Source organism: Ralstonia sp. VS2407 (assembly GCF_052950655.1).
In genome coordinates this window covers 22,001-35,350 of the sequence record NZ_JBRFVG010000022.1, presented here as the reverse complement: position 1 = coordinate 35,350, position 13,350 = coordinate 22,001, and the positions used below count along the sequence as shown (strand labels likewise).

12 protein-coding genes are annotated in these 13,350 nt (G+C 64.6%); 4 read left to right on the top strand and 8 right to left on the bottom strand.

The window, feature by feature from the left end; all coding sequences use genetic code 11:
• Positions 1-203 precede the first annotated feature (203 nt).
• Complete coding sequence (locus ACU8YE_RS23080; protein WP_446929701.1) at positions 204-1,604, top strand: GntP family permease; 1,401 nt, start codon at positions 204-206, stop codon at positions 1,602-1,604.
• A 67-nt stretch (positions 1,605-1,671) separates the two neighbouring features.
• Here ACU8YE_RS23080 and ACU8YE_RS23075 read toward each other — a convergent pair whose 3' ends face one another.
• The 5 genes from ACU8YE_RS23075 to ACU8YE_RS23055 all read right to left on the bottom strand — a co-directional run bounded on the left by ACU8YE_RS23075 (position 1,672) and on the right by ACU8YE_RS23055 (position 6,402).
• A complete protein-coding gene (locus tag ACU8YE_RS23075; protein ID WP_232040845.1) occupies positions 1,672-2,112 on the bottom strand; it encodes a hypothetical protein in 441 nt (146 codons plus the stop codon).
• A 167-nt stretch (positions 2,113-2,279) separates the two neighbouring features.
• Complete coding sequence (locus ACU8YE_RS23070; RefSeq protein ID WP_322017495.1) at positions 2,280-3,047, bottom strand: sulfite exporter TauE/SafE family protein; 768 nt, start codon at positions 3,045-3,047, stop codon at positions 2,280-2,282.
• Positions 3,048-3,111: 64 nt separating this feature from the next.
• Complete coding sequence (locus ACU8YE_RS23065) at positions 3,112-4,668, bottom strand: ABC transporter permease/substrate-binding protein (protein ID WP_446929700.1); 1,557 nt, start codon at positions 4,666-4,668, stop codon at positions 3,112-3,114.
• A complete protein-coding gene (locus ACU8YE_RS23060) occupies positions 4,650-5,858 on the bottom strand; it encodes an HD-GYP domain-containing protein (RefSeq protein WP_260802054.1) in 1,209 nt (402 codons plus the stop codon). Before ACU8YE_RS23060 ends, ACU8YE_RS23065 begins: the two co-directional genes overlap by 19 nt.
• Positions 5,859-6,129: 271 nt before the next feature.
• Positions 6,130-6,402, bottom strand: a complete 273-nt coding sequence (locus ACU8YE_RS23055; RefSeq protein ID WP_124381667.1) for a hypothetical protein — start codon at positions 6,400-6,402, stop codon at positions 6,130-6,132.
• A 408-nt stretch (positions 6,403-6,810) separates the two neighbouring features.
• Between ACU8YE_RS23055 and ACU8YE_RS23050 the strand changes: the two genes are divergently transcribed.
• Both ACU8YE_RS23050 and tet read left to right on the top strand, forming a co-directional pair.
• The gene (locus ACU8YE_RS23050) at positions 6,811-7,617 is read left to right on the top strand and encodes a hypothetical protein (RefSeq protein ID WP_322017492.1); all 807 of its coding nucleotides are present in this window, start codon (positions 6,811-6,813) and stop codon (positions 7,615-7,617) included.
• 119 nt (positions 7,618-7,736) lie between these two features.
• Positions 7,737-8,918: a Tet(A)/Tet(B)/Tet(C) family tetracycline efflux MFS transporter gene (gene tet / locus ACU8YE_RS23045; RefSeq protein ID WP_446929699.1), complete on the top strand. Its 1,182-nt coding sequence runs from the start codon at positions 7,737-7,739 to the stop codon at positions 8,916-8,918.
• Between the two features lie 15 nt (positions 8,919-8,933).
• On the opposite strand, the gene ACU8YE_RS23040 is transcribed toward tet, so the two are convergent.
• Positions 8,934-9,749, bottom strand: coding sequence for a transporter substrate-binding domain-containing protein (locus ACU8YE_RS23040; RefSeq protein WP_446929698.1), 816 nt, complete (start codon positions 9,747-9,749; stop codon positions 8,934-8,936).
• Positions 9,750-9,821: 72 nt separating this feature from the next.
• Positions 9,822-11,237, bottom strand: a complete 1,416-nt coding sequence (locus ACU8YE_RS23035; RefSeq protein ID WP_446929697.1) for a M20 family metallopeptidase — start codon at positions 11,235-11,237, stop codon at positions 9,822-9,824.
• Positions 11,238-11,462: 225 nt separating this feature from the next.
• On the opposite strand from ACU8YE_RS23035, the gene ACU8YE_RS23030 reads away from it, so the two are divergent.
• Entirely contained in the window at positions 11,463-11,738 is a 276-nt protein-coding gene (locus ACU8YE_RS23030) for a hypothetical protein (protein WP_024974928.1), read from the top strand.
• 32 nt (positions 11,739-11,770) lie between these two features.
• Here ACU8YE_RS23030 and ACU8YE_RS23025 read toward each other — a convergent pair whose 3' ends face one another.
• Entirely contained in the window at positions 11,771-13,081 is a 1,311-nt protein-coding gene (locus ACU8YE_RS23025) for a HipA N-terminal domain-containing protein (RefSeq protein ID WP_446929696.1), read from the bottom strand.
• Between the last annotated feature and the right edge of the window lie 269 nt (positions 13,082-13,350).

Sequence of the window (13,350 nt, the reverse complement as noted above, 5' to 3'; positions counted from 1 at the left end):
GTCATGGAGGAGGGTGGGGTCATGGAGGAGGGTGGGGGCACCGTCATTGAATCGTCATCGTCAACGTGACGAAGAGGCCCATCCGGCGCGCGCGAACGCCAGTTCCGCCGTCAGTTCAATACGCGTGATTGCGTAACGGAATCTGTTGCATCGCGACATACAATCCTTCGCTCTTAAAAGAAAAGCATGCGAGGAGATTGTCGATGTCCGTCATCATCGTGCTGGCTGCGCTGGCATTTCTGATGTTCGCCGCATATCGCGGCTACAGCGTCATCCTGTTTGCACCACTCGCTGCCCTCGGCGCGGTGCTGCTGACCGATCCAGCGGCTGTGGCGCCGGTGTTCTCCGGCATCTTCATGGAGAAGATGGTCGGCTTCGTCAAACTGTATTTCCCGGTATTCCTGCTCGGTGCCGTGTTCGGCAAGGTGATTGAGCTGTCGGGCTTTTCGCGCTCGATTGTCGCGTCGGTCATCCGGGTGGTGGGCGCCAAGCGGGCGATGCTTTCCATCGTGCTGGTGTGCGCGCTGCTGACCTACGGCGGCGTGTCGCTCTTCGTGGTGGTGTTTGCGGTGTACCCGTTTGCAGCCGAGATGTTCCGCCAGGGCGATATCCCCAAGCGCCTGATTCCAGGCACGATCGCGCTGGGCGCGTTCTCGTTCACGATGGATTCGCTGCCGGGCACGCCGCAGATCCAGAACATCATTCCGACCACGTTCTTCCACACCACGTCGTGGGCGGCACCGTGGCTCGGCACCATCGGCGCGCTGTTCATCATCGTGGTCGGCATGTCGTATCTGGAATGGCGCCGCCGCGCAGCGCTGCGCAATGGCCACGGTTATGACCACGGCCTCACCAAGCTGGTGAACGAGCCCGAGACCGCCGAGACCGGCACGCTCGCGCATCCGCTCGTCGCGTTGTCGCCGCTGGTGCTGGTGGGCGTGATGAACCTGCTGTTCACGCGGTGGATTCCCACGTGGTACGGCAAGATCGTCACCGTTGCGTTGCCCGGCCTGCCCAAGCCGCTGACGGTTGAAGCCGACAAGCTGACCGCGATCTGGGCCGTGGAAGCGGCGCTGTTGATCGGCATCATCGTGGTGCTGGTGTTCGGCTTCCGCGCTGTGAAGGGCCGCTTTGCTGAAGGCAGCAAGGCGGCCGTGTCGGGCGCGTTGCTGGCCGCGATGAACACCGCTTCGGAATACGGCTTCGGTGGCGTGATTGCCGCGCTGCCGGGTTTCCTGGTGCTCGCCGATGGCCTGCGTGCGATTCCGAATCCGCTCGTCAATGAAGCGGTAACGGTCAGCACGCTTGCCGGCATCACCGGTTCTGCATCGGGCGGTATGAGCATCGCGCTGGCGGCGATGGCCGATCAGTTCGTGCAGGCCGCGCAGGCGACGGGCATTCCGATGGACGTGCTGCACCGCGTCGCGGCGATGGCCTCGGGCGGTATGGATACGCTGCCGCACAATGGCGCCGTCATCACGCTGTTGGCCGTGACGGGCCTCACGCACCGCGAGGCGTATCGCGATGTGTTCTGCGTGACGATCATCAAGACGCTGGCCGTGTTCTTCGTGATTGCCGTGTTCTACGCCACCGGCATCGTCTGACGCCCTGTCTGTCGCAACAAAAAAGCCACCGGATGTCGGTGGCTTTTTCTATGGGCCGTGTGCAGCGTTATTGGCCGTTCACCGCTTCGGAGCGCCGTTCGCGGCAGACGCGCTGGGCTTCACCCACCAGCGAATCGCACTGGTTGGCACGGTGCGACCAGAACGCGCGGTCCGACGACGATTCTGCCATCGCCTTGCCCTTGCCATGGCGGTGCGTGACGTGCTTGTCGACCCACTTGTCGGTCTTCACATGCGCACGATGGACTTTCTGCTTGAGGGTGCCGGGCGTGGCTTCCGGTTGCGCGCCGGTGGCGTTGTTGTGATAGCCGGGGTTGGCAGCGGCGTCGGCGTTGCGCTGGACCTGGGTGCGCGGGCCCTCCATCGGGCTGTCGACGCCCGTCACTGCACTGTGATCCTTCTGCTGGGCCTGCGCGGGCGCCGCGACGATCCACGCGCAGGCGGCCATTGCAATTGCTGCGGCCAGACTCGACATCTTGCGTGCTTGCATGCTCGTTCTCCTTGTTGTGACACGGGGTCGACTTCACGGCACGCATGCCGCGTGCCACGACGTGCATCCCGAACGTCACAATAGGAAAGCGGCCACCCGGCAGACAGTAGGCGTTGACTGAACCGTCTGTCGGACAAACGCTGTCAAGTCAACGTCAGGTGTGGCGCTCAGGCGCGCATGAACAGCCAGACCGTCAGGACGATCCCGACGATCACGACGAAGCCGCGCAGCACTTTTTCCGGCAGCCGGTGCAGCAGCCATGCCCCGGCAAATCCGCCCGCGATGCCGCCAATGCCCAGCGCCACCACGGCGGCCCAGTTCACCTGCGGCGAGAACGCAAACACCGCCACGGCGGATGCATTCATCGTCATGGCGAGCACGTTCTTGGTCGCACCCGCCATGCGCACCTGCTGGCCGGCCACAGTCAGCGCCGCGAGCATCAGGAAGCCGATGCCGCCACCGAAGTAGCCGCCGTAAATGGCAATTGCAAACTGGGCGGTCGCCAGCGCGGTGGTCGACATGCCCGATGCCGCATGCAGCGGTTTGCGGCGGAAGCTGCCCCACGCAAACACGCTCGTCGCAAACAGCACGAGATACGGCACCAGCTTGGCGAAGAACGACGGCGGTGTCGCCAACAGCAACAGTGCGCCCAGCACACCGCCCACCAGGCTGATGACAATGAGCTGCTTGAGCGAGAGGTGATGTTCGCCGGCATCGACGCCGCCGGCCAGTTTGCGCCCGGCAATCGACGAGGTGATCTGGCTGGGGAACAGCGCGATTGTCGACGTCATGTTGGCGCCCAGCGGGTTGAGACCCGCCAGCAGCAAGGCCGGAAACGTGATGAACGATCCGCCGCCCGCAAGGGCATTCTGGGCGCCGGCATAAACGCCGGCTGCGGCGACGAGCAGGGCGGTAGAAAACGGGAGCGTGGTCATGAGCGGGGCGTGCAAGGCGGCTGGAATGACCGCGATGGTAATGGAACGCCCGCGCGCGTGCTCGTCAGCGGAGCGGGGTGTCGCTGCCGTGTCGGCGCAGCCACCATTCGACCACCTCGAACGCGCCCTGCACGAGCAGCGCCAGTACCGCGGCGGGGATGGCGCCTGCAAGCAACGTTGCACTGTCATTGAGTGCGAGCCCTGTGGCGATGCGCTCGCCATAGCCGCCGGCGCCGATGAACGCGGCAATGGTCGCCGTACCTACGCTGATGACCGCGGCGGTTTTGACGCCAGCCAGAATGACCGGCAGCGCCAGCGGCAAGTCCACCACGCGCGTGCGTTGTGACGGCGTGAAGCCTAGCGCCAATGCCGCATCGCGCAGGCCATCGGGCACCTGCTCCAATCCGACGATCGTGTTGCGCACGATGGGCAACAGCGCATAGACCGCCAGCGCAATCAGCGCCGGCACGACGCCAATCGACCCGACGATGGGGATGAGCATCGCCAGCAACGCCAGCGACGGAATCGTCTGCAGCACACCTACGACGGCAAGGATCGGCTGCTTGATCCGGCGACGCGCCGCCATGAGACCCAGCGGCACGCCGAGCAGCACGGCAACGCCAGTCGAAATACCCACCAGCATCAGATGTCGTTGCGTGAGCCGCCCCAGGCCGTCCATCAGCCGGGTGAGGAATGCATGAGCCGGCGTCGCTGCTGGCGTGCTGCCACGCCCAGCGAGAAACTGGCGCGCGGCTTGCGAGAACGACTGGCCTTCGAGTTCGACCGCGGCGTTCATCGCCACCATGTCGTCGCGCTGGATGCGCCCGGCGAGGGCGCTGATCGCCTGCCATTGCGCCGGATGCCGTTGCGCAACGTCAGCGCGGTACAGCAGCACGGCGTCGTAGCGCGGGAAGACGTGCGCAGGGTCGTCGAGCACACGCAGATGTTCGCGGCGGATCTTGGCATCGGTGGAGTAGATGTCGATCGCGTCGACCTGGCTGGCGCGCAGCGCGTCGTAGGCCACGCCGTGGTCGAGGCCCGTTGGTCGTTGGGGCAGCTTGTAGTGCTGCGCAATGGCCGGCCAGCCATCGGCGCGGCCGAGAAATTCGTGCGACAGGCCCAGCCGTAGCGCCGGGTGCGTGGCCAGATCGGCGAGCGTGCGGATGTGTTCGCGTTCGGCATCGGCGTCGCGCATGGCAAGCGCGTAGGTGTCTTCAAAGCCGAGGGGCACGCCGGCCGCCAGGCCCATCGGCGCCAGGCCACGGTTCACGTCGGCCAGCAGCGCTGCCTGATCGGGTTTGGCAGCCTGCTCGGCGGGCAAGTGCAGGATTTCTGCGGCAATGGTGCCGAGGTAATCCGGATAGACGTCGATGCTGCCGTTCCTGAGCGCGGCGAAGACGATGGCGGTGTTGCCAAGGCCCGGTACGTGTTCGGCGGGGCCGTGGGGGCTTGCGGTCTGCGTGAGGATCTCGCCCAGTACGTACGACTCGGTGAAGCGTTTGGAGCCGATGCGCAGTGGTGGTTCGGCCAAGGCCGATGCGCTGCACGCCAGCCAGCCCAGCGCGAGCCATGCCAGCAGGCGCCACGGAAAGGCACTACGGATCAGTCGCCGTGTATCCAAAGTTCGTTGAGGTCGGTCAGGCCCCAGTCGCGGGGTTCTTCTCGCGAGACGATCTGGTCGCCGGTGTGCGCCAGATCGATGAGCTCGGGCGCAATCCGCGTGCCCGACGATATCGAGAAGAATACCTTGACCGTGGGCGTGAGCAAGGCGCCCGGCGCATGCTGCATGACTACCGCCAGCCGGCCTGAACGCAGGCGGACCAGCGATCCCACCGGATAGATGCCCACGCTTTTGACAAAGGCATTGAACACCATCGGGTCGAAATGGTTGCCGCGCCATTCGACCATGCGCTGCACCGCGTAGGCAGCTTCCCACGCCTTTTTGTATGGGCGGTCGGACGTGACGGCGTCGTACACGTCGCAGATGGCGCCCATGCGCGCAAACAGCGAGATGCCTTCGCCCGCCAGCTTGTGCGGATAGCCGGTGCCATCCATGCGTTCGTGGTGGTGCAGGCAGACGTCGAGCGCGATGTCGCGCATGCTGCTGTCGCCCGCGAGGATGTCGTGCCCTGCCTGCGGGTGGACGATCACGTGGCGGAATTCAGCGTCGGTCAGGGCGCCGGGCTTGTTCAACACCTCAGGCGGGATCGCGATCTTGCCGATGTCATGCAGCAGCCCGGCAAGACCGGCGTCGCGCACTTCGTCATCGGAGAGCCCCAACTGGCGGCCCAGCGACACCATCAGCGCGCATACCGCCACCGAATGCAGGAACGTGTAGCGGTCTTTTGCTTTCAGGCGCACGAGGCTTGTCAGTGCGCTCGGGTGGCGGTCTACGGAGCCTGAAATGGCTTCCACCAAGGGCAATGCGTCGCGCGCTTCGATCGTGCGGCCCATGCGCGCATCGGCAAACATGGCCTGCACGGCCACCTCTGCCTTGCTGATGAGACGGGCGGCGCGGCGCATTTCTTCCGCATACGTGATGGGGCGCGGCGCGATGTTGGCGTCGGCGGCGCAGGCGGGCGGCGCCGGGGCTTCAGGGGCGGGAGGTGCCGCATTGGCGGCGGCCACGTCGGTGCCGCGTGTGGTGTCGATCCACACCTCACGCACGCCGCTGGCACGCAGGCGCTGCAATTGGGCGGCGTCTTCCACGCGAAAACGTGCCCGCCAGAACGGGTGGTCGAGCCACGAGCCGACAAATTCGTCGAGGTACATGCCCACCCGCAGGTGTTCGATGGCGATGCGCTTGCGCATGGTGATGTTCAGGGATCAGTCCGTGGCGAGGCACGTTTGCGCAACGGGTTCAAGGGAAGGCGCCCCGCCAATGAATGCATTCTCTTCTATCGGACGCGCGCCAAGGGGCTTGAGGGAGGAAAAATCCGGGCTCGCAATGTGAACTCTGCGGGTGTAGGCAAAAAAAAAGCGGCCAAACGGCCGCCTCGGTAAGCCGGTGCCGGTGCCAACTGGGGCACCCGGCATCGGGGAGGGAGAGTGATACGGGTGATGCGAACAGCGGACGGACGACTTATTGGCCGTCGCTGAACGGGTCAGCCTTGCCGACCAGGGCGCCATCGGTGTACGGATCGGCCTTGCGCAGCGCGCCATCGGTGTACGGGTCTGCCTTGCGCACGGCGCCGTCGGTGTAGACGTCGGCCTTGCGGGCGCCGTCGGTGTAGGGGTCAGCCTTGGTCACGGCTTGGCCGTTGGTGTACGGGTCTTGGCTTTGCACGCCAGCAGCGAAGGCGGGAACAGCGGCAACAGCGATCAGCGAGGCGAGAATCAGGTTCTTGGTTTTCATGGTGAACTCCACAACAGGGGGGGTGAGCATTGCCGCAGGGCAGTTTCGCTGCGGTGCGGTAACGCGATGGCATAAGCTTAGTCGTTGCTCAGAAGGTAAAAAAGCAGTTCTATTAAACTCTTTGTTCAAAAAATAAGAACAATTGTGACCCCTCAAGCACCGCAATCTGCATATAAGTCATTGAATTGAAATGAAAATATGAGATGAGGGATAACCCTTAATGCGAAGGTGTGACGGCTGGAGCGGCAAAAAATTCCTGCCTCGCAGTCCCCCGATTGTTGCGTTGCATTACAGACGTGGGGATTCCCCTCCCCCCAACCCCCCATGTGGCGGCTAAACATTCGGCGTGGATGGTCGTTGATGCAGGTACGGGCGGCGTTTTCCGCCCCTTGCAGCAGGAAGGTCATCATGTCCATCACCACCGCTTCCATCGCCCGTTTCGAGATTGACGGCGTCGCTTATCAGGCGAGGCTGTTTGCCATGCCGTTCCACGTGCCGGAAAACGGCCGCGTGCGAGCGCATGCGATCGGGCGTCCGGACATGCCGTTCAGCGGTGTGCACGTCTTGGCCAACTGGCTGAAAGAGCGCGTATTGCCCGAAGGCGTGGGTTTGGTGATGGCCGATCGCCTGTTCTCGCATGGTGCGGTGGACCAGTGGTCGGGCGCAGACGGCGCACGCGCAGCCAAGGTGCTGTCGCAAGTGGCGCTCGGCAGCAAGAGCAGCCATCGCCTGTGGCGCAATACCGTGGCGGGTGGTTTCCGCGACGAGACCGCCTTTTTCCTGGGTGCCGCTTTTGTGCAGACCGACGCCGCGGTCGACGACATTCGGCTGCTCGGTGATCTGATTCCTGCAGCCGAATGGTCCGGCGTGGCCGATGCTGCTTCGACCATGATGGGCCTGCACCTGTATCGCCCTGACGAGCCCGAAACGCTGGTGAACTGCGCGCTGCTGGCGCCGTCCTGGACCGAAACCGCCGTGGAACGCGCCGACGGCTACCGCGCACTCACGTTGCTGCATTCCTTTACCGAAGACGACGAGGTCATTCACGTCGACATCGAACTGCTGCCGCCGGGCCAGGTGGTGCTGCAGGTGGAGTCGTGCTCGACGCGTTTCTCCGCGCGCTTTGACCCGGCGCTCCTGGGCCGCGACATGACCGAGGCGCTGCTGCGCGACGCACTGGCCCTGCAACACGGCGATCCGGTCAACCTCCACTAAGCTTGCCGGCGGCTTTCGCCTGAGCGCCGCACGACGCTGCAAGCGCGCACTTCCACGGCATCATCTCGGCTTTCTGTTTTTCGAAGCGCCGCCGCCCGACGGGCCCGCGGCGCGTTCGCATGCCTGCCTTTGCCGTCATCCTCGTTACGCTGACGCTCGATGCCATGGGCATCGGGCTGATCCTGCCCATCCTGCCAAGCCTGCTGCGCGAGCTGGACCACATGGGCGACATCGCATTCGAATTCGGCCTGCTCATCGCGGCGTATGCGGCGATGCAATTTGTCTTTGCGCCGATCCTGGGCGCGCTGGCCGATCGCTACGGGCGCCGGCCGGTGCTGCTGCTGTCGTTGGCGGGCGCGGCGGTCGATTACCTCGTCATGGCACTGTCGCCGCACGCGTGGGTGCTGTACGTCGGCCGCGTGGTGGCGGGCATCACAGGTGCCAACTATGCGGTGGCCACAGCGTACGTCGCCGACATCACAGCGCCGGCCGATCGTGCGCGCCGTTACGGGCTGATGAACGCGTGCTTCGGCTTGGGATTCATCGCCGGGCCGGCGTTGGGCGGGCTGCTGGGCGACTGGTGGCTGCGCGCGCCGTTCCTGCTGGCGGCGGCGCTCAATGGCGTCAACTTTTTGGTGGCGTGTTTCGCGTTGCCGGAGTCACGCCGTGCAGAACGTGCGCCGTTTGCGTGGCGCGCGCTGCTGCCGGTGCAGTCGCTGCGCCGCGTGGCACGTGTGCCGACGCTGTTGCCGTTGCTGGCAGTGCTGGAGATCATCGAAATCGTCGGGCAGATTCCGCAAACGCTGTGGGTCATTCACGGCGAGGCGCACTTCGGCTGGGACACGCGTGCCGCCGGCCTGTCACTGGCGGCTTATGGGCTGATGCATGCGCTGGCGCAGGCCTTCCTGACCGGGCCGATCTCACGTGCGCTGGGCGAGCGCCGCGCCGTGGTGTTGAGCTTGATGATGGATGTGGCTGGCTTTGCGGCCATGGCCTGGATCAGCGCCGGCTGGATGGTCTACCCGACCATGGTGGTGCTGTGCATGGCCGAGATTGGCATGCCGGCGCTGCAGGCCATGCTCTCGCGCCAGGTGGGCGAGCATGAGCAGGGCGAGTTGCAGGGCGCGCTGGCAAGCCTTGCCAGCGTGGCCGCCATGATCGGGCCGCTGGCCGCCACAGCGGTGTATGCGATGACCGCGCCGGTGTGGTCCGGCACGGTTTGGATGCTTGGCGCGCTGCTTAACGGAGTGTGCCTCGTGCTGCTGATGGGCGGCGCTGCCAGGCGCGCCGCACGGGCATAGCACTGCTCAGGCCGTTTACTTGGCCGGTGTGTTCCACGGATACGCCAGCCACGCATCAAAGCGCTTGGCGAATTCACCGCTCTCGGTGGTTTGCCGCAGCCACTGGTCGACGAAGTTCTTGAACACCACGTCGCGCGGCAGCAGGTATGCCTTCTCGGAGAAATCGAACGGCGCTTCTGGGTGCACGGCACACAGTTCCGGATGCAGCTTCTGCTGCAGCTTCGTTTCCACCGCGTCGGTCATCATCAGGTCTGCACGGCCGGCGACGATCTCGTTGAAGATCGTCACGTTGTCCGGATACACGCGGATCTGCGCCTGCTTCAAGTGCTCGCGCGCGAATTTCTCGTTGGTGCCCCCCGGGTTGACCACCGCGCGCACGTTCGGCTGGTCGATCTGCGCCAGGGTCTGGTATTTCGCCTGGTTCTCGCAACGCGTGATCGGCGTCTTGCCATCGCGCTGATACGGGATCGAATAGAACGCCTTCTTTTGCCGCTCCAGCGTAACCGACACCCCGCTCATGGCGATGTCGTAGCGGTCGGCCGCGAAATCCTGCATCAGCGTCGACCACGTGGTCGGCACGATTTCGAGTTTGACGCCAAGTGCCTTGGCCAGGCGTTCGCCCATCTCGACGTCCAGGCCAATGAAGCGGCCATCGGCGGGGTTCTTGTAGGTGAACGGCTTGTAGTCGCCGGTGGTACCGACGCGCAGCGTGCCGCGCGCGATGATTTCGTCGAGGCGGTTGGTGGCTTGCGTCGTGGTTTGTGCCAGGGCGGGTGCCGCGGCGCAGGCGCACAGCAGCAGGGCGCCGGTGCGGATGAAACGTTTGAACATGGAATCCCCTCCTGAGAAATCAAAAGGCGCGGCCGCCCGGTCATCGGGCTCCGCGCCCACATCAACGCCGGCCTACTGGCCCGACGCCTTGTTCCATTGCAGCGCATTGAGCACTGCCAGCGACATTGCCGTCACGCCCGTCTTGATGGACGGCTCCGGCACGGGCGCGAACAGCGGCGAATGATTGGTCGGCAGCGGCTTGGCACCCGGCTTGAGCGAGGCGAAGAACGTCTGCGGATCGTTCACACCGATGAAGAAGAACATTGACGGGATGCCCGCGTCAACAAACGCCGAGAAATCTTCGCTGGCCGTGATGGGTGGCACGCGCAGCACGCGGTCGTTGCCAAAGGCCGTCTTGAACATCGCCTCGGTGTGCGCCACCACGGTCGGATCATTGTTGACCGCCTTGCCGCCCTCCGTGATCTTGATATCGGCGTCCGGCGCGCCCGACATTTCGGTGACGGCCTTGGCCGTGCGGCGGATGCCGTCGAGCATCTTCTGGCGCACGGCCGGCTTGTACGAACGGATCGTGCCGCGCAGCAGCACGCTGTCGGGGATGATGTTCTCGGCGCTGCCGCCCTGGATGGCGCCGATGCTCACCACGCCAAATTCCTGCGGATCCTTCTCGCGGCTGATCACGCTTTGCAGATCGACCACGAAGCGCGCCGCCATCATCACCGGGTCGATGGTCTTGTCAGGTGCGGAGCCGTGGCCGCCGCGGCCCTTGAACGTAATTTCCAGCCCGTCGGAGTTGGACGTGATCGGACCGCTGTTGAAAACGATCGAACCGTACGGCCCCGGGCCGGTATGCAGCGCAAACGCATAGTCGGGTTTGGGAAAGCGCTTGAAGAAGCCGTCGTCGATCATGCTCTGCGCGCCCGTCACTGTTTCCTCGGCAGGTTGCGCGACGAACACCAGCGTGCCGTGCCAGCGGTCCTTGAGCGACATCAGCGTCTTGGCGGTGCCCACCCACGACGCCATGTGTACGTCGTGCCCGCAGCTGTGCGCCACGCCTACGTCCTCGCCGCGCCATTTCGTGTGGACGTGGCTTGCATAGGGCAGGCCGGTCTTCTCTTCCATCGGCAGCGCATCGAGTTCAGTGCGCACCAGGATCGTCGGGCCGGCGCCATTGCGATAGACAGCCACCACGCCGGTCTTGCCCACGTGCTCCGTCACATCAAAGCCGATCTTGCGCATCTGCTCGGCCAGCTTGGCCGCCGTGCGCGTTTCCTGGAACGCCAGCTCCGGATGCGCGTGGATGTCTTTGTAGAGCAGGTCGAGCTGACCGTATTCTGCATTGACCGCCGCGTCCACCGCCGGCTTGATCCGCGCCACGTCGATCCCGCCGGCCGTGGCCGCCGCAGGTTGCGCAGTTGCGGATGGCGTGCCGCCAGGGCTGGACGGAATCTGCGCGAACGTCGGCAAGGCTGCACTGGCCAGAAGCCAGGCGAGCGCAGTACGTTTCAGCCGGATGGGGGGCGTGATCATGGATGTCTCCTGTCGTTATGGTGGCGCCAACAAAGTCGTTGCTTCGTCAATCGATTCGATTATGCAACGTGATTCATGGCATGTGCACCCGGGGGCATCCCCGAGTCCCTCATGCGCGTTGGGCAGAAACACGCCCTAGGGCGAGCGCAACGCTTGGCACTCGATAGGCGCTTTCCTAGACTGGGTCAGGTGTGCTGTTCCAGTGAATCGAACATCGAAACGCGGATGAATCCGACGACGTCTTGTCTACAGCTGGCGTTTCGCGATGCCCCGCCCGGGGAGACGGCGATTCGTGCGGCGCTCGAGGCCGCGCAGCGCGTGCTTGAGCGCAGTGGTGTGTCGCCGCGCGAGGCGTTCGCGGCCTATCAGGCCTTCGCCAGCGGGGCAGGAAGCCCCGATACGCTCGCGCTGACATTTGCCCGCGCAGAAGCCGAGGCCATGGATACGCTGGCCGCGCACGGCTATGCGCGCTATGGCACGGTCAGCTTGGCCGCGCTCTAAGTTTGCTGGCGGCTCAAGGCTCGCGCTTTAGTTCAGACTTCGGCGGTCTTGCCGCCCAGCCGCCGTGCCGTTTCGGATACGTGGCGGTGGATGCGCGCGAGGAAATCGATCTCCGCGGCGCGCGTGGGCGAATGCCCGAGCGCCTGGGACAGATGCGTCGCCACGAATGAGGACTGCGGCGCGAGCATGCTGATCAGCCTTAGCAACTCGCGGCGCGCCTGGCTGGCGTCGTAGCCGAGGTGATCGGCCAGGGCGAGCAGGGCGTCCTGGTCGATGGCCTCATAACGGGCTTGCGCATCTGGCGACAGTTCATCGGCATTCCATTCGTTGGCGTAGACCGCTGCGCAGAAGAGGTGGTCGTGCGCCGCAAGGCGGATGCCGTCCGCACCAATGTGGAAGTGCAGTGTGCCGGCCGAGGCGTTGCGCCCGCCGATCAGCAGGCAGAACACCATCCAGCGGAACAGCGCGGCCGTGGCGGAAGCGGGGTCTGCACACAAGCTTGCACATTGCGCGACCTGCTCGACTGTAATCGGCAGGAAGCGGTGCTTGGGTGAAAGCCCCAGCAGTTGCACCGCCGAGACGACATAGCGGGCCTGCACCAGCGCGGTATCGTCGCTCTTGCAGCGCAGGGTGCGATCAAGGCGCTGCACCACGGCGGCCGTTTCGGGAAACTGGCGCAGCCCGATGAACGGTGTGTCCAGCCCGATGCTGCGGCCCAACAGCGTGGCCCAGCAGTGGTTGATGGTGGCGTACGGCAAGTGCGCGCCTTCGCCCAGATCCAGCCGAACGAAGTGGCTCGATTGTGCGGCATTGACCGGCGCGGAAAACCGCCCGAGCCACATCGACACCGGCAAGCCATTCGAGGCCAGGAAGGGCAGGCTGATTTCTTCGGACGTTGCGGCAGCATCGGTGCCATAGCGTGCGCGAGGTTCAGCCACGCGCAGCGGCGTGCTGCGGGGCGGGCGTCCGACAGTTTGCTGGAACTGCAGCACGAGATCGCGCTCGGACAGCCCGTCGGCGCGCCCGCTGCATGGTTTGAGGCCGGCCGGCACCAGGGCCAGCGGGCCATCCAGATGCGGCGCCGCCTGCGCGAGATGCTCCAGCGCCGCGGCAGCAGCCTTCGGCGTGTTGCGTGCCGGTTCGGGCAGCAGGTATTCAAAGAAGTGGCGTACCGGCTGGGCTTTTGCCGTGTCGGCGATATTGCCAGCGGTGCGCTGCAGGTGCGGGCTCAGATCAAAGCCCTGCGACGAAGCCTGCCAGCGGGAATCGTATTCGAACGCCCAACCGCTGCGGCCGCACGATAGCTGACCGATCAGATGCTTATTCAGGTAGACGTCCAGCATGCGCGTATCCAACGTATTTGATGGAGCGTGCTTAGTCGGCTGTGCAGCGGAGAACCCGCCGGCAATTGGGAATTCGGCTGCTTTGCAGCAAATGTGCCGTTCCCTTGCACGCCCCTCATCGACCGATGGCGAGCATAACAAAGAAAATCTGCGCAACGCGCACGGAAATCCGATTTCTATGATGCAAGTTTCTCAAATCGGATTATCGGATCGTTAAGATCGAGTGCGCGTTGGTCGATATTTCAGCTGTCTACTTCAGTTTTGCAGAT

Bases quoted from the DNA above. Each gene is read 5' to 3' on its own strand.
- ACU8YE_RS23070 (WP_322017495.1), bottom strand. From the start codon at position 3,047: ATGACCACGCTCCCGTTTTCTACCGCCCTGCTCGTCGCCGCAGCCGGC.
- ACU8YE_RS23035 (WP_446929697.1), bottom strand. From the start codon at position 11,237: ATGATCACGCCCCCCATCCGGCTGAAACGTACTGCGCTCGCCTGGCTT.
- ACU8YE_RS23060 (WP_260802054.1), bottom strand. From the start codon at position 5,858: ATGCGCAAGCGCATCGCCATCGAACACCTGCGGGTGGGCATGTACCTC.
- ACU8YE_RS23055 (WP_124381667.1), bottom strand. From the start codon at position 6,402: ATGAAAACCAAGAACCTGATTCTCGCCTCGCTGATCGCTGTTGCCGCT.
- ACU8YE_RS23040 (WP_446929698.1), bottom strand. From the start codon at position 9,749: ATGTTCAAACGTTTCATCCGCACCGGCGCCCTGCTGCTGTGCGCCTGC.
- ACU8YE_RS23025 (WP_446929696.1), bottom strand. From the start codon at position 13,081: ATGCTGGACGTCTACCTGAATAAGCATCTGATCGGTCAGCTATCGTGC.
- tet (WP_446929699.1), top strand. From the start codon at position 7,737: ATGCCTGCCTTTGCCGTCATCCTCGTTACGCTGACGCTCGATGCCATG.
- ACU8YE_RS23080 (WP_446929701.1), top strand. From the start codon at position 204: ATGTCCGTCATCATCGTGCTGGCTGCGCTGGCATTTCTGATGTTCGCC.
- ACU8YE_RS23075 (WP_232040845.1), bottom strand. From the start codon at position 2,112: ATGCAAGCACGCAAGATGTCGAGTCTGGCCGCAGCAATTGCAATGGCC.
- ACU8YE_RS23030 (WP_024974928.1), top strand. From the start codon at position 11,463: ATGAATCCGACGACGTCTTGTCTACAGCTGGCGTTTCGCGATGCCCCG.
- ACU8YE_RS23050 (WP_322017492.1), top strand. From the start codon at position 6,811: ATGTCCATCACCACCGCTTCCATCGCCCGTTTCGAGATTGACGGCGTC.